Here is an 18905-nt window from a genome sequence, read left to right on the forward strand (position 1 = left end):
TAAATGAAAATTGCCATTCTGGCGGTAAATGAACGGATCGGCCAATTGTTCAAGTCGTGTTTTCCGGAATTGGAAGCGGATATTTTCACCGATCCGAACCGTTTGCGGAGGCAGCATGTGGTTTTTATGATGTATCGGTTTGCGTCTGATTCGGTAAGAACGATCCTGGAGGCGTTGCACAGAAACGGAAACCGGGTGGCCTGCTTTTTGCAGGAAGCGGATCGTGCCATGTGGGAGACCTATTTGAAGGGGAAAAATGTGAAGTTGCTGGTAAACGGATTTTTTAACGCAGAATCGGTTTGTCAGGTGTTTGGATGGCGGCTGAATTCGCTGCCGCTAAAACGGTCGTTTGCCTTTGCGAGCGCAATGGGAGGCGCAGGGAAAACGTTCTTAAGTCTGTATCTGGCAAGAAAACTGTCTGTCGATCGAAGGGTACGGTTGGTGGACTGGAATTGCGCGTCGCCTGTATACGCCCATTTTTTCAGGGTGAATGGGCGTTCGGCTGATCTGACTGCCGCGTTGGGAGCGATACGCAATGGACAACCTGTCGATCTGCACCAATATGAAACCGATGTCCAGGAAAATTTGACATTGTCAGGGTTAACGGTTAATTACAGCGAATCCTCAAAATGGACTGTCGATCATTTTAGTGAACTGTGGGATCTCTATCAGAAACAAGTGCATGACGTTCTGATTTGTGAGGTTCCGAATCACCCGCTGCTCCCACCTGCAACAGTTGCCCTGCTTCGTTTCACCGACATCGTGATTCCGCTCCTGCCTGATCCGCATACATGGGAGAATACTTTGCAACTGGTCGACTGGATCAGGGCGCAGCGGGTGGAAAATCCGGCTCGGCTGCATCTGGTCTTGAATCGGAGAACAGAATCGTATTCAATCAGCAACCGCGATTTACAAAAGCTGGCGAATGCCGATTCTGTCGCGCAGATACCAGAAATCGCGAATCTCTGGAGTCGAATCGCTTCGCATAAACCTTTGCGGCAAGAGACGCAGGACATGTCGGATCCAGTGAAAAGTTTGGACGATTGGATGAACAGTCTCGGGCTGAAAGAGGCGGTGCTGACATGAGTGTGACGTCTGAAGCATCGTTAACCGGTTCTCCCGAGTTGGAGATCGCGTTGCATGCGGTGATTCGCTACGTCAACGACACGCAGGTGGAACTGGTTCACAAACTGTATCAAAAGAAAATTCCGATCTCCGTTTTTCAAGAAAAATTGGACGAACTGCTCCTTACAGAAGATCTTGTAATCCCCGTTGTATCTCACAGCGTACTGAAGAAGCTGGTTCTCGATGAACTGCTCGGATACGGAATTTTACAGCCATTGGTCGACGATCCGTCGGTGACGGACATATTCGTCAACCACCACCAGGAAATTCTTGTCAGGCGAAATGGGGCGGACGAACCTGTGCCGCTTCGGTTTCGGGATGCGGAACAGTTGGAAGAGTATTTTCGCAAAATCATGATGCGGCTCGGAGCCCGTGTCGACAGATTTCACCCGATTGTGGACACGCGCGACCCGGACCTCCATCTCCGCATCAATGGCGGCATACCGCCGGTAGTGAACGAACCGTATTTTACCATTCGCAAACACCAGGCGGACACATTCACCCTGCAAAAGTTGATTGAGACCGGTACGTTGACACGGGATATGGCGGATACCTTGCAGACTTATGTGGGTTCTTGGCTGAATCTGTTAATTTCCGGTCCGACCGGCTCCGGGAAAACGACTTTGCTGCGAGCGCTCTGCGAATGTATCGATCCGCTGGAGCGACTGGCCGTACTGGAGGAAGAAGCGGAACTGCGGATTCCGCATCAAAACATAGTGGCGCTGGAAACAAAGAAAAAATGGGGCGAAGACGAACTGGCCATTGAGATGGATTTACTCGTAAAAAATGCGATGCGCATGTCGCCCCGCCGGATCGTTCTTGGTGAACTGCGGCATAAAGAAGCGCTTGAATTGATCCGGGCGTTCGGCACCGGACATGACGGAGGGCTTACTTGTATTCATGCGAACGATGTGAAATCCGCCTTGAAACAGTTGGCGTTTTTGATGCTGTATGCGGACACGCCGCTTACATATGAGCATCTTCTCAGTATGATCGCAGATTCAGTCGACATTGTGGTCCATATCGAACGATACAAAGTGGTGGAAATCGCCGAAGTGGTGGGTTTCGATTCGTCGCGGCAGACGATTGCGACGAGAACGGTCTGGCGCTATCAAGTCGATCCGCTTACGGAGGAGGGAGTGTATGAGAAAAAGGGGGAAAGCGACAGTCTTTTACAAAAAATGGCGCTGCGCCGTTCCCTCCGTAAGCGGAAACAACCGATCCCCATTCCCGCCCGAATCATCCGATTCCCATCCGAACCTTCCGATCTCCACCCGAATCTTCCGCCCCCATTCGAAAGTAGGTGAGCAGGCATGCAGGCTGTTTTTTGGTCATTCACGTTATTAGGCTGTCTGTACGCGCTATTTCGTCAAATTCCCTCCCCGTTTCCGAAAAAGGGACAGCGCAGGCTGAAATGGATGGATCACGGCGCTCGTATTGAAAAAGAATGGGATCGTTGGTTGAGGCGAAACAAACGGATGTACAGCCTGACGGAACGATGCAACAATCTGTTGCAAAAATCGCGAATCCGTATCGGCGGAAGGCCCCTCAACAAGTACCTGTTCCTCTTTTTGGTTACCACACTCTTCCTGTATACGGCGATATACGCGTCTGGCATGCTGTACAATCCGGTCGCCGGATTGTTGCTTGGGGGCGTGGCCGCTTACTTGCCCGTTCACGGATTAAAGTGGGACGCACGCTATCGGAAGCGGCAGATGCGCAGGCAGGCCCCCCATTTTTTCCTGACGTTGATGAATTTCTATGAGGTGCATCATGACATCTTGTCTGCGGTGAAAGACGCGGTTCCCAGGCTGAAGCAGCCTTTGCGGGCAGATCTGCAGTTTTTGGTGCTGCAGTTGCAGAATGGGAATCAAACGCTGAGGGAATCGATCCAGGACGTCAAGCAGCGGTTCGACAACAAGCTGCTGCAGGATTTTCTTGATGATCTGGAACTGCAAATTCGGTATGGGGGTGATTTTTCCAATACGTTGAAGAACTATGCGGAAGAAGCCATTGAATTGGAAATTCGCATAATGGAGCGCAGCAGCGAAACGGCCGGGGCGTCGTTGGTGACATACTTTCTGTTTGGCGTATTTTTGATGCTGCTCGTTTCGATGCGCCGCATCCAGCCGCAGGCGATCCAACTGCTGGTGACTCATCCTGTCGGCAAACTGACGGTAGTGGTGATCCTCCTGATTATGCTCGCGGTTCTCTATGTGTTGAAAGAGGTGACCGAGGTCGAAGAACAGTAGGTGGGAAGGGGGGGGGGGTTATCGGAGTGGTCATGGTGAGTGGCTAACAGGGACGGTAGTCGATGAGGGCAGTAGTCGTTGGAGGTGAGCGGTTTGATCGTGGCCAGCAGTCTGTTTCTGTTTACGAGTCTCTTTGTGCTTTGGCAAGAACTGTTGTCCTATCTGCGGCAAAAAACCGGTTCGGAGCACCGCAAGTTAAAACACATTCAAAAAGAGCGGCAAATCGACATTCATCCGCTCGATCGGCTGGCCGGTTGGTTGATGCCCGTGATTCGCCACATGCCGAACAGACAGATGTTGGAACGTGTGACTTTGCAGGCGGGAAGCCCCTATCAAATGACGTTTCCCCGATATGCGGTCTTGAAACTGCTGGGCGCGGTCGGATTTGGTTTGCTGCTGTCTCCGAAGTGGATCGTAGGGAAAATCGTTTATGCGATGATCGGCTTTCTGGCACCGGATTTGCTGTTGTTTGCCAAAAGGCGGGCCAGGCAGAAGCGTATTTTGCGGGAACTGCCCTTTATGATGCAGAAAATTGCCCGCTCTGCCTCAAACGGAATTCCGCTTCGCGAGGTGTTGGCCGTTTTGGCCGACCGATTACGCGGGCCGCTGCAGGAAGAGGTGAAACGGTTGTCTGCTCATTACAGCATAGAGGGCAACCTGTCAAAATGTTTACCCGCTTTTTGCGATCGAATCGGCTTGGAGGAAGTCGACGATATGGCATTTGCCATGTTGCAGGCGGAACAATCCGGCAAGATGCGGGTCATTTTGGAGAAACAGGCGGAGATTCTGAAGCGGAGGGAATCGTTTGCGGCACATAAAAACACGAAAAATCGGGCGAATTTTTTGCCGCTTGCCACGGTTGGCATGGTGATTTGTATTTTTCTGCTTGTGGCAGTGCCTTTGTTTTTGTCGATTGCCACAAACGGATTATTTAAATAACAAAAATTTTGGTGAGGTGCTGAACATGAAAAGGATGATGAAACGATTTTGGAAAAAGGAAACGGCCACCCCGTCCATCGAAACGGTCGCGATTGTCGCGTTTATTGCATTGGCGATTTTTACAAATTTAGGTGATTTGGGCAAAGCGGTGGGGGATGTGTTTGATTATGTGAAAGACGAGCTGACAAACCAGATTTCCGCCACGAATCGCACGTCTTCCTGATGGTGTAGGGAGATGGAAGGAGCGAGTTTGCTGATTGTTTACTTTTTCTCCATATGGGCGGTGATCACAGATATTCGGTCACGACGGATCAGCAACCGGCTGGTCATTCTGTTCCTGTTGGCAGGGATGGCTGTTAATGCGGCAAAAGGTTTGTGGAGCGGCATGCTGGTTGCCTTTCTGGTTGCGGCTGGTATTTCGCTGCTTTTGTACCGTATTAACGAATCGATGTTTGGGGCGGGTGACTACAAGTTTTATATCGCGCTGGCGGTGTTGACCGGTCTGAAATGGTCGTTTGGCGCCTTTTTCTACAGTTTGCTGGTCGCGCTGCCTGTGTTTGCCTTTTATATGCTGAAAGACGGCACAAAAAACCCTAGCATCCCGTATGCAGTTCCGTTTCTGGGCGGCATTATCTGGCAGCAAATGTCGCCTCTTATCGGGTGATCGCGATGCGACAAATCCGATTTTTTATGAAACAAGAGAAAGGCTCGCCGTCGATTGAGTTTTTGGGCGCCGTTTTGCTGATCATGCTGATTGTGTTCAATATTTATGGACCTATCAAGTATATCTACCAGATGTTTACAATTGAACATGTTCACCGTTTGGCGCTGCTTCAAATGGAGCAGGAGGGCGGCTTTAGCGACAGTCTGAAAACCTCCATCGAACGAAAGCTGGAAGCGTGGGGTCTGGACAGCCGCAAAGCGCAAATCACAAGCGATACGCCTGCTCCTACACAATGGGGGGACCCAATCGACCTGACGATTCGTTATCAGACCGATTACGACACCTACGGGTTGAAGGCGTTGGCATTCCAGTCTGCCAGAGATGAACAGGTGATTCAGGTGACAAGGAGTTCGATCAGCCGTGTCTATTTTAAATAAGTTTCTAAAAAGCAGGCGGGCGGCTGCCACGACACTCATTTCATTGACGATTGTTTTGCTGCTTACCTATGCCGCTTTCCTTATTGTGGAAGTGGGGCGGTTGTATGCGTTGCATAACCGCTTTCAAAACGATCTGGACTTTGCCAATGGAGCAGCGTGGGCGGCGATTGATCGGGAACGCCTGGCGTATGGGGTGGTTCAATTTCATGCTGTGAACGAATCACGTTCCGAAGGAGATCGCCGGGCCGAGGATGTATTTTTGGCGGCGCTTCGAAAAGGTATGAATGTGAGTGATTTGATGACACCGGAAAGTCCGGCGCAATCAGTGATTGCGGGCCCTGTAGAATTGAATGATTTTCAGGTCTACCTGGCCTCCGATTTGCCGGCTGCCACCCCTCAAGGCTTTCCGATTGAGAAAATCAGCGTTTATTCCAAAATTACAATCCCAGTAAAACTACTCTTTTTCGGTCAAGTTTTTCAAATGGGGGTTCAACGGGTGACAGATTTTCAGAAAACAAATTGATACATCGACAGCAGATGCCGCGATAATAGAGGGCTGCATTATCTTGATACTCACGATTGCAAAAATTTACAAATGAAAGGATAATAAGGACAAATTTACCATTTTAGTAAGTGTATGACTGGATATTGGGGGATGTCCTTGGAATGTCAATTTGGCATTTTCAGGGACTTCTTTGTTCGTGAGCACACGAATGGATTCACAATCCGACAAATGAGTTCATGGGCTCCAAAGGGCGTTTTCTGTTTTTAACGGACTCAGTTTCATTCGCGTTGCGAGATTTGCCTCGAAAATATCTGGTCCTTAGACTGGTGTTAAGAGAAACCAAAAATTAGGAGAGGAATGATGGTTTTATGAAAAAGAAAACAATGGCGCGAGTAGTAGGTTTGGCAATCGTGGCGGGTATTGGTTTTGGTAACATCGCGAACGCAGAAGTAGTCAGCGAAAACTTTGGAATCTCGATCAATGGGCAAGCGTATGTCACTCCGGAAGGGGAGCAAAAGCCGTATATCAATCAGGACGGTCGGACAATGGTTCCGGTACGTTTCGTTAGTCAACAGTTGGGTGCTTATGTGAATTGGGATCAATACAGTCAAAAAGTAACGATCACCGGGAACAAGACCATCCAGATCCAAGTCGGACAGTCGTTCATCAATGTGGATGGTCAACGTGTGCAGATGGATACCCAAGCGGAACTGACGAAAGATCGGGTATTTATTCCGGCGCGGTTTATCGGGGAAGCGTTAGGCGCACAAGTCAATTGGGACGGGCAGACGGTTTCCTTCCAAGTGCCGCAGACTCCCGCTAATAGCTCTAACATGAAGCAGAATGAGGATGGTTCGTATAGTTTTGATAACGTCTATCAAGCAACTGTTCGTACCAACCAAAGTGAGAGAGAAAAAGAAAATACGGTGAATTTGCTTTCTCAAATTAAATGGACAACATCGGGAAATACGGTCACCGTTTCGGTTCCCGCAACAGGTTCTGAAAATCTTCATTGGATTATGCAGGATTCTACGCCCCCTCAATGGGATGGTACGACTGCACACACCCGGACAACGGTTGGCGGTTGGGGACAAACTATTATCTTGTATGACATTACAACCGGGGCTCAATTAGCTAAATTATGGATTTTATACAAAAATGGCGAATGGGTTGTAAAGTATCCAAGTCTATAAGAGGTGCAATATGAAGAAAAAACTAGCGACTGTTTTAGTAGCCTGTCTGATCGGGCAGGCTTTTCCCTCTTTCTCTATGGCGGCATTAATCCCGAACGGGGTTGCAAATCCTTACGATGGTTCTGATGTAGGATCAATGCCGGGCGAGATCCAGTTAAAAGGCACCTATCCACCCGGTTCCACGGTTTCTTTTAGTGATACGGATGGTAACGGGTATGAAGGTGGCTTATCTCAATCTTGGTACAATCCTGGAGGATTTCCAGTAAATTACGGAAAAGGTCAAGCGAATATTACGTTTCCTGACGGCTCCACCGGAACCGGTCAGGTTCTGGAATACCAAAGAACTGATTTACAGAAAAACAACGGGTATTTGTTAGTGGCGGACAAGGATATTCCGGATTGGGTATCCGCCATGCAAGGCAATCTTGACTATGTGAACAGTAAGTTAAACCACAGTACAATGGAAGCGCCGTCAGGAATTCAGTGGTCTGTCGCCCCCCTCCCGGACGTGATTAACTTCTCCGGAGGGATCATTGAATTCGGCGGCGGAGGGACACAAGACACCCGGTTTATCGTTAATTCAGACGGGACAACCGCCCATGCGGAATACAAAGTGATTCCCACACCGTCGCCTACGGCAGAAATGTCTATTGCTCAACCGCAAGCAAGTTACACAGTCGGGGATAAAATTAATCTCAATCTGGTTTCACACGTTTCTGCCGCGAACACTAACTATCATTATGTGGCGGTTCATCTTACAGGCAACGGCTATGATCAATATCTGCCCGTAACCGGGAATGATGGGAAAAGCTATGCAGCCGCTACAGGAACCACTTATGACAAGGCTGTAGCCGTTGCAGGGGGAAACCTAACAAATACAAACACAACACAAACTTACACGGATACCGGGATTCTTGATACGGCAGCTTTGGCACTTCCAAACGGGACATATAAAGTCGATTTTATTTTGTATGATGAAGTGGCGCGGCAGGCAACAACACAGACCATTAAGATTACGTTAGGACCGCCGCCTGCTGGACCCGCTATCTCTTTAAGTGCAAACCCAACTTCATTGGATGTAGGTGGATATTCGACTCTGACCACAAGCGCGTCCAATGTACCGAATGGCGATAGCATTGTAATTAAGGATATCAGCCTGGCCAATACTTTAAGCGGTAGCAATCAAGTGTCCGCAGCATCAACAACCGCTGTAAGCCAAACAGCCCAAACGGTTCAGTATCAGGCATTTTTGATGAATTCACAAGGCAGGATCGATGCACAGTCCAACACGGTTTCTGTTACTTGGTCCGTACCCGCTCCGGTGAATCAACCGCCTAAAGCCATTATTGACGCACCTGAAACGGTCATGGCAGGTGAAGATATTCCGGTCAGCGGCGCAAGGTCTTATGATCCGGATGGACGGATTGTGAAATACCAATGGGATTACACAGTTAAGCCAAATGGTTCTATTACGGGGCAACAGGGAACAATCTGGTATCCGACACCAGGAACCTATCAAGTGGTTTTAACCGTCACGGACGATAAAGGGCTTACAAATGACACAAGGGCTACCATCCAAGTAGTCGAGCCAAAAGTGAAGGCTGTAATCGCGGTGTCAGGTACGCAGAAGGAAAATCGAAAGTTTACACTTGATGCAACGCAAAGTCAAAGCCCGACGCATTATCCGATTGATTGGAGTAAGACGCAATGGACAATCACCGCACAACCGGGAGGCATCTATGATGTAGGTTCAATGGCGGCTTCCATTCGAACCAAAGGATCATATACCGGCAATCAGACACTTGATATGTTGATCAAATTACAAGGGCCGTATAACGTGCATCTATATGTCCAAAATACTGCCGGTTACTCTGACGAAACGGATCTGGCCTTGCCGATCGATCCGGATTTGCCGCCTACACCATCATTTCAAGGCACTAAAGTAGTTTACAGGGATATAAAAGATCAAGACTACGGTGCAGATAAAATCTACGACACATCAATAAGTCCAGACGGAGACTATATTGCGAATCGAGTTTGGAAAGTGCAGTATGATTCGAATAATGACGGTATTTTTTCCGATGAACCGGTTTTAGTGATTGATGAAAGTACATTGGTTCCCAATGTTGAAAAAACAATCACATTCAACGGCTTTACTTATCGTGTAACCAAAACATCGGATGCACAAGGACAGTTTCTATTGTTTAAGTTGAATCAGGTCGGTAAATATCACTTTGAATTAGAGGTTACAGAAGGGTTCGGACAGCCAACCATGCCGGAGTTTATTTTACCAAGTGATTACAAAAAGGGGTCCACAGAATGATAGAGCGATTGAGTAAAAAAATTCTATTAATTCTTTCGATCTTTATACTGATTGTCCATCCGTCCTTTGCATCCACAATGGCAGAGAGCGACAAGATTAACGAGTGGAAAAACCTGCCGCCTGTTGCGGATTTTCAGTTGCAAAGGGCAAAAAAGGTGGATTTACGGTTTAACATCGGAGTAACAGCACAAGGCAACGCTTCCACAATCAATGCCAAGATTCAGTCTATCGTTAAACCGAAACTAGCGGCCAATAATATTGACGCGGATATCCAGGTGACTGATGGGGTAGGGGTTGATCACGGGACCATTGCAGGCGGGGGGTGGGATAATTACATCCACATGGTCAATAACACCTTCTGGTCGATGGGAATCAACCAAAACGGTGAGTTGGGGGTCGGATCCCAAGATGGTGCAGCGGTTCCGCATATGGCTCCCGAAAGAATGACGGTATTTGATAATGCTCAAATTGTTGATGTGAAATACTTTATTTCGGGAGGTATTGCACTTTTACGGGACGGAACCGTTTGGTATTGGGGTGCTCAATCTATGACCAATTACCCTAATTATTATCTGCCTGTTAAGGTCCCAATTTCCAATGTCAAACAAATTGAATCAAGCACGGGTACCGTACTGATGCTGAAAACAGACGGAACGGTGTGGGGGATTGGATATACTCAATTTGGTGAAATCGGGCAAGGAACGAGTTATTATCCACCAGGTGGGTTTACTTTAACTCCGCTTCAGACGAAAATTGATAATGTGGTAAAGCTTTTTCATGCAGGGTATGGTAACTGGTACAATATGTTCTTTGCAATTCGTTCGGACGGAACGGTGTGGGGGTGGGGTAACGGCAATCCTACACCCGCAAATACAGGTTTTTCAGCATCCGATGTAGTTGATTTTGCCGGGTATGCACAGGATGCTTACACATATTCGATCATGTTGCTTCGAAAAGATGGGACCATCTATCAATGGGGTCCGAGCAAGTCATGGACTGTTCCTGGTCTAACGAATGTGGTTTCCATAGGAAATGACGGGTCAAACAATTACGCTGTCAAATCCGATGGAACCGTTTGGACCTGGACCACAAGCTCTAATAGCTATTGGTCTACACCGGTTCAAGTGACTTCATTGACGAATGTTGAAAAGATCAACACTAATGGAAGTGGTACGTTTGCCATCAAAAAGGATGGTAGTGTCTGGGCATTTGGTAATAATCAGTATGGGCAATTGGGAACAGGTGATACGGCGAGTGCGACAAACAGCAGCCCGAAACAAGTTCGCGGCGGAGCGACTGGATCCACCTATCTGACCATGCCACAAATAACATATTCCAAAGATTTTAGTGCTTACATTTCCCCACTGACCTATCGTAGCGACTCGGTTCCTTTCGTTATTGATGTTAGTGATAATTACCGAAGCGAGTTGAATGATCCGTTTGTATCGTCAACAATCCAGCAGAAGTTAATCGGCAACCATGCGTATTTTGCAGGTCTGGGGACGGGATCTAACCAAGCGCAGTTTTTGAACCTGATCACACAAAACAACCAAAAGGGTACTTATATTGCCAACAATACAATTGATAATGCCTTAAATCAGTTGGCCGACTATATCATACAAGTCGCAAATACTGAGTATCCACCCGTTAGCCAGTATATCTTGCTTAATGAACAGGTGAGTTACGATCCGAAATATGGAGATCCGGAGCAAGACCCCAAATATGCAGAAAAGTGGATGTTTACCCACGATGAAACGTATTTTGAAAACAATCTGGGCAAAATACCTGATTCTGGCCAATGGCGGTCAACTCCCATATCGCCCTTTACGAAAACGGGGCAATATGTCGTCAATTACAAGGTGCGCGACAATCCCAAAAACGATGATCGGTTTGACAATTACCGATTATGGAGTTTGAATTCTCCGACACCTTTTATTCTTTATGTACACCGCCGGCCGATTGCCGACTTCGGCGTGTCCTTTATAAGCCGAAATCAGGACTTGTCCTACAACGTCTGGATGAACGATCAGTCTTACGACCCAGATCACACGTCAAGAACCGATAAAGGGATTACCCAATGGAAGTGGAGTTGGAAATTATCTAGTGCTGTAGGTTGGAATACCGGGGTTCCTACCGTTTTACAACCGAACGAAAAGTATTTAATCCAGCTTCAGGTCAAGGATTTAGAAGGCGCGTGGAGTTACCCAACCATAAAAGAGATTGACACAACCAACCCGAACCTGTCACCGACAATGATTATCACACAGCCAAACGGAACGGTGAGCAACCCAACCGTTTACAGTTCGGATCCATTGGTTACATGGACGTACACAGACCCGGAAAATGATCCGGAACAAGCATGGAGATTGTTCGGCTACTATACGGATACGAACACGATGGCCTTTTCGATGCAACAGACAGGAAACGCCGTGTCGTATCAAATTCCAGCCGGTACGATACCAAAAGACCGGGAAGTCAAACTGTACGGACAAGTGTACTCCAAGGGTTCCTGGTCACCGTTTAGTAATGTCGTGTATTTTAAAATTCATAAGAACCACCCCCCAATCGTAACTATTAGTGAGTCACCCAACCCATCCTACGATGGAGATAACGTAAATGTTACGGTAACACTCACCGACCCTGACGGAGACCCGACAAACCTGGTGGTGCAAATGCAAAGGGAAGGGGGGACTTGGACGACCGTCTGGACGAAAAATACAGTCCCTTCCGGTCAATCCCAAACATTCACTATTCCAAATCTGTCGCAAGGAACGTATACCTTGCAAGCAACGGCAACCGACCCGGATGGAGAGACCGGCCGTGCCACAGCTTCTTTTGTCGTGAAGCCTTTAACGATAGGAGGTAGAGTACATCCACCTGTCGCCCGATCCGGACAAGCGATTCAATTAACTGCCACAACAGCAGGAAAGGCACAGTCAGTTTCCGCGAAAATCGATTGGAACCAGGATGGCCGTTTCGATGGCGAGAGTGAAACAGTTGCCCTCACGCCTCTCTCAGACACCTCACTCGATGAAAATGTTTGGGAGGCGACGGTCATCATTCCGCTGCCGACAGAAGATGGAGACTATCCCGTTCAGTTTGCCGCAACGAAACAAACGAATGTAGGTTTTCTCAAAACCGCTTCCGATTATCAGTCTGTCAGGGTGCAGGGTTCTATTTTCAATGATTTTGTAATTGAGCATTACCATTAAATTGACTGCAAGAAATTGACCGCAAGCGCCAGGACTATTAAAATACAAATAGACTGATAACTGTTTTCCGTTTTCAGAAATTTATAAAAAAGAAGGGCCGAACATGAATTTTCAACCGACCGGGAGATTTGCAGGGTATTCGATTCATCATTTGCGTAACGACTTTCTTTCGGGGGTGATGGTAGCAGTTGTGGCATTGCCGCTCGGAATGGGATTTGCGATAGCTTCCGGTGTGCGGCCTGAATATGGACTGTATACGACCATTATTGCCGGTATTCTGATTTCCCTTTTTGGCGGGTCCAAATATCAGATTGGCGGTCCGACGGGTGCTTTTATTCCCATTCTGTTTGCGATTGTGCTCGCGCACGGCTACGAGGATCTGTTACTGGCTTGTATGATGGCCGGTTTGATTCTGATTTTGATGGGCTTTTTGAAACTGGGAGCGCTCATTCAGTATTTTCCGCGCCCGGTAACGATCGGTTTTACCTCAGGTATTGCTGTCATCATATTCAGTGGTCAAATCACAAATTTTCTGGGGTTGAGAAATGTCACTTCCCATCAGGAATTTTCAGCCAATATGCGGGAAATCGTCAGTCACCTGGGGACAGCCAATTGGTATAGTATCCTGACTGCCTTAATTTGTCTGTTTAGCATTTTGCTGATCCGAAAGGTTACTCCGAAGATTCCCAACATGCTGGTAGGTTTGGTGATTTCGACCTTGATTTCTGTCTGGTTCTATCCCGGACAGGTGGCGACCATCGGTTCCGCTTTCGGATCGATTCCAAATACGTTGCCGAATTTCCATTTTCCCGATTTCTCCTGGCAGCATATTGAGCAACTGTTGCCGTCCGCTTTTGTGATTGCAATGCTTGGCGGTATCGAATCGCTGTTATCTGCGGTTGTGGCTGATCAGATGACGGGTACCCGTCACAACAGCAACCGTGAATTGATTGGGCAGGGAATCGCCAATTTGGTCACGCCGTTTTTTGGCGGAATCCCGGCAACGGGGGCGATTGCGCGAACGGCTGTCAACATTCGAACAGGTGCGGCTTCTCCCTTGTCCGGTGTGATACATAGCATCGTGGTGTTGCTGGTACTGCTTTTGTTTGCTCCTTATGCTGCGTTGTTACCGCTATCCGGAATGGCTTCCGTATTGATGATGGTCGCCTGGAATATGAGTGAACGGAAAGAATTTCTTCACTTGTTGAAAACCCGTTCCAGCGATGCCGTCGTATTGATGGTGACGTTCCTGTTTACTGTGTTTTTCAATTTGACGGTGGCTGTCGGGTTCGGACTGTTGTTGGCTATTGTTTTATTTGCCAAACGGATGTCGGATGTAGCGGAAGTTGCCAAAGCGCTGCCCGATCCGGAAAACAATCGGGGAAAAATCGGTTCGCACATGGTATCGGAGGAACACGACTGTCCGCAAATCACCATTTATAACGTGGAGGGTCCTCTTTTCTTTGGGGTTGGCCGATTTTTTGAAAATCAGGTCATGCATGGAATGGCGAGGTTCCCAAAGGTGATTTTATTGCGCCTGGAAAAAGTGCCATTTCTTGATACGACAGGTGAATCGTATTTGGCTAAAATGGTGCAGCGAGCTAAGGAACAGGGGGTATTGCTGCTGTTGACAGAAGTGGCGGAACAGCCGACAAATCTTTTGAAAAAAACGGGATTATATGAAAAAATTGGCGGCGACCGGATTTTTGCGCATACCGGCGAAGCGCTTGACTATGCCGTGTCGCAGTTGGATTCGGCTAAATGTAAAGGTTGTCAGCATTATGCGTTTCGCGAATGTCATCAGTTGTCTAAACCGCAGCAGGGAACAGTTCTGGTTACGTCTCAAGTTTAACAAAAGGGGGATGGTGGAATGAAAGCATGGGTTGTGAAACAGTTGGGGGAACCACGAGATGTGTTGACCATGGAAGAACTGCCCGATCCGTCTGTTGGAGCGGGTCAGGTCTTGATTGAAGTGAAAGGGGCAGCGTCCAACTTTTTTGATATCCTGCTGTGCCAAGGCATCTACCAGGAAAAACCGCCGCTTCCGTTCACGCCGGGCGCAGAAATTTCCGGAACGATAGTCGCGGTGGGCGAAGGCGTGTCGTTGCAAGTGGGCCAGCGGGTTCTGGCGACTCCTCAACTGCCGAATGGCGGATATGCGGAAAAAGTGGCCGTGCCAGCCGATTCGGTCTATCCGATTCCTGATTCGATGACCTGGAGCGATGCGGCCTCTATGTTTATCACCTACCAAACCGCCTATTATGCATTGCATCATTGTGCCCGCATGCGGCCGGGTGAAGTGCTTCTCGTTCATGCCGGAGCAGGCGGCGTCGGTTCTGCCGCTATTCAGTTGGGCGTAGCGGCAGGCGCGCGCGTGATTGCTACGGCGGGCGGGGCGGCTAAGGCGCAAATTTGCCGTGATCTGGGAGCGGAAGTGGTAATCGATTACCTGTCGGAAGATTTTGTGGAGGCTGTCAAGAAAGCCACAAATGGCCGCGGCGCTGACGTAATTTTTGATCCGGTAGGCGGTGACACGTTTGACAAATCCCGTAAATGTATCGCGTTTGCAGGGCGGATTCTGGTAATCGGGTTTGCTGGCGGACGGATTGCCGATGCGCCGACCAACCATGTATTGGTCAAAAACTACTCGATTGTGGGTGTGCATTGGGGATTGTTCCGCCGTTTGATGCCGGAAGGAGTACGTGAAATCCATCGTCAGTTGATTGAGATGTACGAGAAAGGTCAGATCAAACCGCTCATCTACAAGGAGTTTTCGTTTGACCAACTGGTGGAAGCATTGGAAATGCTGGCCACTCGCAACACCTGGGGAAAAGTCATTATTCAACCGTAGCAAACAGTTTCTTGTTGGCGAAACCGTTGAAAACCCTATCGTATTTGCAAGGAAAATCAGAAGAGTTATCGCATTTTTGACAGACAGCAGCAGGCTTGAAAGCCTGCTTTTTTTGTTCCTCCTTATCGTGAGCCCTTTTGCCCTATTGTAACAAAATTCTTATTACGTAATGGCTCCGTCTATTATATCCATGAGTGTTGCGGTTATTTGTTTTTCCGTTAAATTTCTCCGGTTTTTTAAATCGGTTCATTGCCTGTCTGGGTGTCCAAAGAGGCCTTAGAAGCCCTTCCCATTTCCTAAAAACGGCTGCCGTCGGTCTTGCATACTGCTCGCCGTTGATCGAAGAGCCGCCCCCAGGAATCGGCCTGTTGTCCATTCAAAAGTTAGTTCATCAAGTCCTTCCTGAGGCACTCCCTCCCCTTGCCAAAAGTACTTTGCAAAAAATCTTTCTTCCAGCTCGGGGGCAAATGTAGAACCCCGAATTGGCTTATCTCGATCATTATTTTCTCCCGCTTCCAATACAAGAACGGAAGTTTTCTTATCATCAGCAAGTGTCTTTGCAATGACAGTACCGGCGGGACCGGTGCCTATTACGACATAGTCAAAAACTAGTTTTCTATTATTTCTTTGTAATTTACTCAATCGGGATCCTCTTCCCTTACCTTCTGCGAACACGGGGATTTACGGGTCCCGTAGTAAGAGTCGCCAATGCGCGTGCTGCTTTCCGAGCGAACGACAATGGCCTATCAATAGATTCGAAATGGATGAACATCAGACGTGGACTGTCAAACAGCCAGTGGTCGTGAAAAGCAGTTACCTTGATTCCGTTTCGCCGCAGTACAGAGATAAAGCGATTCACCTCACTTTGGAGTATAACGAAAATTCGCCGTTGCTGCTCGGACGCATGTGAAAACACACCTATTTCGTATCGGCAAAAAAAACGTTCATCGTCGTCAAAATTTTCCAATCATCAACGGCGAAGATGAAGCGAGGAAACGCGCTGGCGAGCAACGCGATTCGCATTAAGCAAAAAGCTACCGCTCGGGCACGGGGGGGCAATGCCGTTGCAGTAAACGCTGCCAACGTCCGCAAGGGCAAACGCCGCTAACTGTGTTCAGCAATTTTAACTGGCAAAACATGGTCGAGAAGCTCTCGGTCGTGTTTTGCGTGCATCATCCTCCTTCACCACCCGGTACGCTGAATTGACAACCGTACAAACTGTGATAAACTTACTTTTGGTGAGTGCAATGAAGATGCAATGTAAACATATAAATATAAATAACGTGTTCAAAAATGGCCTTCTGCCCTAACTGGGTGGAAGGCCATTATGTTTCCCTAGTGAAATAAAAATGGAGAGGGGCAACATTGGTGCGTATGGGAAAAGAAGCGTCCATGTTTGCAGCATGGGTTAGTTTAATCAGCAACGTTCTTTTGACCATAATTAAAATTGTGGTCGGAGTCTTATTTAATAGTCAGGTGTTAGTGGCCGATGGAGTGCATAATGCCGGTGACGTGATCGCTTCTTTTGCTTCTTTGAGTTCCATGCGGATTTCGAACCAACCTGCAGATGAGGACCATCCGTATGGCCATGGGAAAGCGGAGGTGGTGGCTTCCGGTATCGTGGCGATGATTTTGGCATTAGCCGCTATTATGATTGGTTTTAAATCGGTTGAAGTCTTATTGAAACCGGCTGCTGAAGCTCATATTATTGCCCTGATAGCTGCCTTCGTTTCGTTGGTTTGGAAACAAGCACTCTATATCTATACCATTCGTTTGGGTAAAGAACATAATAGTAAAGGATTACTTGCTGCGGCCTATGATCATTTGGCTGACGTTTATGCCTCACTGGCTGCTGTTATCGGTATAGGTCTGGCATTACTAGGCCAAAAGTACAACATTCCTTTCACAGCATACGGTGATCCTGTTTCGGGGATCGTAGTTGCATTATTGGTTATGAAATTAGCCTACGGAATGGGCAGGGAATCTGTTGAAGTGTTAATGGAGAAGAATGTAGACTCTGAAAAATTAAAGCAATATGAAGAGCTTGTAAAATCAGTGCCGCAAGTAAAACGTATTGATCGGTTACGTGCCCGGGAACATGGTCACTATATCATGGTCGATGTACGGGTAGGGATCCCCGGCAATTTTACTGTACAGGAAGGGCATGACATCAGTCGCCAAATTAAAAAATCGATTATGGGTGCTCATAAGGACGTTTATGAGGTTCTTGTTCATTTAAATCCATGGTATGAAACCGAGAACCATGATAACCAATAGAAAAAGTGTAGAACGTGGAAACGGCATTTATTCTGGTGAGTAAACCTGTTCCTCACTTTTCAATAAAAAACGACTGAGCCTACCCCAACCAATCTAATTACAAAAAATCGGACCGGCGTCTCCGGTCCTTCTATTTTTACCAGCGGATTAATAGGTTGTTGCAGGAACCAGCAGGATGAACAAGACGAAAATAATCAAGAATACGACCGCCCAACGGGTGTGTCTTCCAGCTTTTAGACACCTTGATTAATAATCGTCTTTTTTTTGAATGCAACTGTCGTACAAGTGAATTTATTTAGAAGTGAGGTTTAGAGATAGCGGTGGCTGAAACCAATTTTTTAAATGGTTCCCGGCGCGGGTTGATCGACTCCGCTGACATGATGCTGATGTCCGTCATCCACAGATGTGTAAAAATCATAATAATGAACATGCATTCCGTTTCCAACCGGAATCGCCGGACTGGAGTATGCTTTGTATGAATGGGTATGGCCATCTTCAAATACGACATAACCCTCGGTATAGTGGATATGACCTCCATCCGGCGTTAGGATAGGTGGGTGAGTAACATCCAGACATTGGTGGACATGTCCATTTGCGATTGCGGTATAATCCACTGAACCGTGAGTATGATGCGGAACAAAACCTTGGATAAAAGACTCTTTATTGACTGCCATCGTCCCCGGCTCCTTTGTCACAAGTCAATTTAATTTATGCGGCAGCCTACTTGTTTGACACGGGATATTTTGTAACACATCCATGGTCGTCGGTCTTTGTTTAGAGGAATGTCTGTGTCTGCTTTCTCTTTTTTTGTTTGGACTCTATACAGGCTTGCGAAAAACAGTTATAGTAAAGGACAATGAAAATCATTATCAATGAAGGTGTTGAAGATGTTCCTCAGTGACTGCCAATCGGAGAAAAAATGAAAGTAAGCACCACGTTGACAAACGATGCGTTCGGCAGACGGCTGATGGATTTGGGCTTGATTCCCGGAACGGAAGTGTCGGTGGTAAGAAAAGCGCCATTTGGGGATCCGATTGTAGTGCGATTTCGCGGATACCAGATTGGCTTGCGTGTGTCCGATGCAAAACGGATTTCCGTGGAAACGGTTTCGTAGGGATGCGCCATGT

General features: G+C 47.6%; 18 protein-coding genes and 1 pseudogene. 16 read left to right on the forward strand and 3 right to left on the reverse strand.

Features of this window, described 5'->3' with window-relative positions; all coding sequences use genetic code 11:
- The first annotated feature begins 3 nt into the window (after window positions 1-3).
- The 13 genes from skT53_RS16120 to skT53_RS16180 all read left to right on the forward strand — a co-directional run bounded on the left by skT53_RS16120 (window position 4) and on the right by skT53_RS16180 (window position 15501).
- On the forward strand, window positions 4-1086 hold the full coding sequence (locus tag skT53_RS16120; RefSeq protein WP_200758815.1) for a CpaE/TadZ family protein: 1083 nt from the start codon (window positions 4-6) through the stop codon (window positions 1084-1086).
- Window positions 1083-2432 carry a TadA family conjugal transfer-associated ATPase gene (locus skT53_RS16125; protein ID WP_200758816.1) on the forward strand — a complete coding sequence of 450 codons (1350 nt, stop codon included), beginning with the start codon at window positions 1083-1085 and terminating at the stop codon, window positions 2430-2432. Before skT53_RS16120 ends, skT53_RS16125 begins: the two co-directional genes overlap by 4 nt.
- 6 nt (window positions 2433-2438) lie before the next feature.
- Complete coding sequence (locus tag skT53_RS16130) at window positions 2439-3377, forward strand: type II secretion system F family protein (protein ID WP_200758817.1); 939 nt, start codon at window positions 2439-2441, stop codon at window positions 3375-3377.
- Between the two features lie 99 nt (window positions 3378-3476).
- Entirely contained in the window at window positions 3477-4316 is an 840-nt protein-coding gene (locus skT53_RS16135; RefSeq protein ID WP_226375460.1) for a type II secretion system F family protein, read from the forward strand.
- A gap of 25 nt (window positions 4317-4341) precedes the next feature.
- A complete protein-coding gene (locus skT53_RS16140) occupies window positions 4342-4539 on the forward strand; it encodes a Flp family type IVb pilin (protein WP_200758819.1) in 198 nt (65 codons plus the stop codon).
- A 12-nt stretch (window positions 4540-4551) separates the two neighbouring features.
- Window positions 4552-4980, forward strand: coding sequence for a prepilin peptidase (locus tag skT53_RS16145; RefSeq protein WP_200758820.1), 429 nt, complete (start codon window positions 4552-4554; stop codon window positions 4978-4980).
- A gap of 5 nt (window positions 4981-4985) precedes the next feature.
- Window positions 4986-5417, forward strand: a complete 432-nt coding sequence (locus skT53_RS16150; protein ID WP_200758821.1) for a hypothetical protein — start codon at window positions 4986-4988, stop codon at window positions 5415-5417.
- Complete coding sequence (locus skT53_RS16155; protein WP_200758822.1) at window positions 5401-5940, forward strand: hypothetical protein; 540 nt, start codon at window positions 5401-5403, stop codon at window positions 5938-5940. The genes skT53_RS16150 and skT53_RS16155 overlap by 17 nt, the downstream gene beginning before the upstream one ends.
- Window positions 5941-6290: 350 nt before the next feature.
- On the forward strand, window positions 6291-7115 hold the full coding sequence (locus tag skT53_RS16160) for a copper amine oxidase N-terminal domain-containing protein (protein ID WP_200758823.1): 825 nt from the start codon (window positions 6291-6293) through the stop codon (window positions 7113-7115).
- Between the two features lie 10 nt (window positions 7116-7125).
- A complete protein-coding gene (locus tag skT53_RS16165) occupies window positions 7126-9438 on the forward strand; it encodes a PKD domain-containing protein (RefSeq protein WP_200758824.1) in 2313 nt (770 codons plus the stop codon).
- Window positions 9435-12650, forward strand: coding sequence for an RCC1 domain-containing protein (locus skT53_RS16170; protein ID WP_200758825.1), 3216 nt, complete (start codon window positions 9435-9437; stop codon window positions 12648-12650). Before skT53_RS16165 ends, skT53_RS16170 begins: the two co-directional genes overlap by 4 nt.
- A gap of 103 nt (window positions 12651-12753) precedes the next feature.
- The gene (locus skT53_RS16175) at window positions 12754-14502 is read left to right on the forward strand and encodes a SulP family inorganic anion transporter (protein ID WP_200758826.1); all 1749 of its coding nucleotides are present in this window, start codon (window positions 12754-12756) and stop codon (window positions 14500-14502) included.
- Between the two features lie 18 nt (window positions 14503-14520).
- Complete coding sequence (locus skT53_RS16180; protein WP_200758827.1) at window positions 14521-15501, forward strand: NADPH:quinone oxidoreductase family protein; 981 nt, start codon at window positions 14521-14523, stop codon at window positions 15499-15501.
- 181 nt (window positions 15502-15682) lie between these two features.
- Here the strand turns inward: skT53_RS16180 and skT53_RS16185 are convergent.
- Both skT53_RS16185 and skT53_RS18630 read right to left on the reverse strand, forming a co-directional pair.
- Window positions 15683-16143: pseudogene (locus skT53_RS16185) on the reverse strand (GMC family oxidoreductase N-terminal domain-containing protein); the annotation flags it as partial.
- A 16-nt stretch (window positions 16144-16159) separates the two neighbouring features.
- The gene (locus skT53_RS18630; protein WP_226375461.1) at window positions 16160-16324 is read right to left on the reverse strand and encodes a DUF1259 domain-containing protein; all 165 of its coding nucleotides are present in this window, start codon (window positions 16322-16324) and stop codon (window positions 16160-16162) included.
- Between skT53_RS18630 and skT53_RS18635 the strand changes: the two genes are divergently transcribed.
- Both skT53_RS18635 and skT53_RS16195 read left to right on the forward strand, forming a co-directional pair.
- Window positions 16262-16411, forward strand: coding sequence for a hypothetical protein (locus skT53_RS18635; protein ID WP_226375479.1), 150 nt, complete (start codon window positions 16262-16264; stop codon window positions 16409-16411). The genes skT53_RS18630 and skT53_RS18635 overlap by 63 nt on opposite strands.
- A gap of 458 nt (window positions 16412-16869) precedes the next feature.
- Entirely contained in the window at window positions 16870-17778 is a 909-nt protein-coding gene (locus skT53_RS16195) for a cation diffusion facilitator family transporter (protein WP_200758828.1), read from the forward strand.
- Window positions 17779-18116: 338 nt separating this feature from the next.
- Here the strand turns inward: skT53_RS16195 and skT53_RS16200 are convergent, their stop codons facing one another.
- On the reverse strand, window positions 18117-18452 hold the full coding sequence (locus skT53_RS16200; protein ID WP_200758829.1) for a YmaF family protein: 336 nt from the start codon (window positions 18450-18452) through the stop codon (window positions 18117-18119).
- Between the two features lie 245 nt (window positions 18453-18697).
- On the opposite strand from skT53_RS16200, the gene skT53_RS16205 reads away from it, so the two are divergent.
- Window positions 18698-18892, forward strand: a complete 195-nt coding sequence (locus skT53_RS16205) for a FeoA family protein (protein WP_200758830.1) — start codon at window positions 18698-18700, stop codon at window positions 18890-18892.
- Window positions 18893-18905: the final 13 nt, after the last annotated feature.

Origin of the sequence: Effusibacillus dendaii (assembly GCF_015097055.1) — a bacterium.
Classification (GTDB): Bacteria; Bacillota; Bacilli; order Tumebacillales; family Effusibacillaceae; genus Effusibacillus; species Effusibacillus dendaii.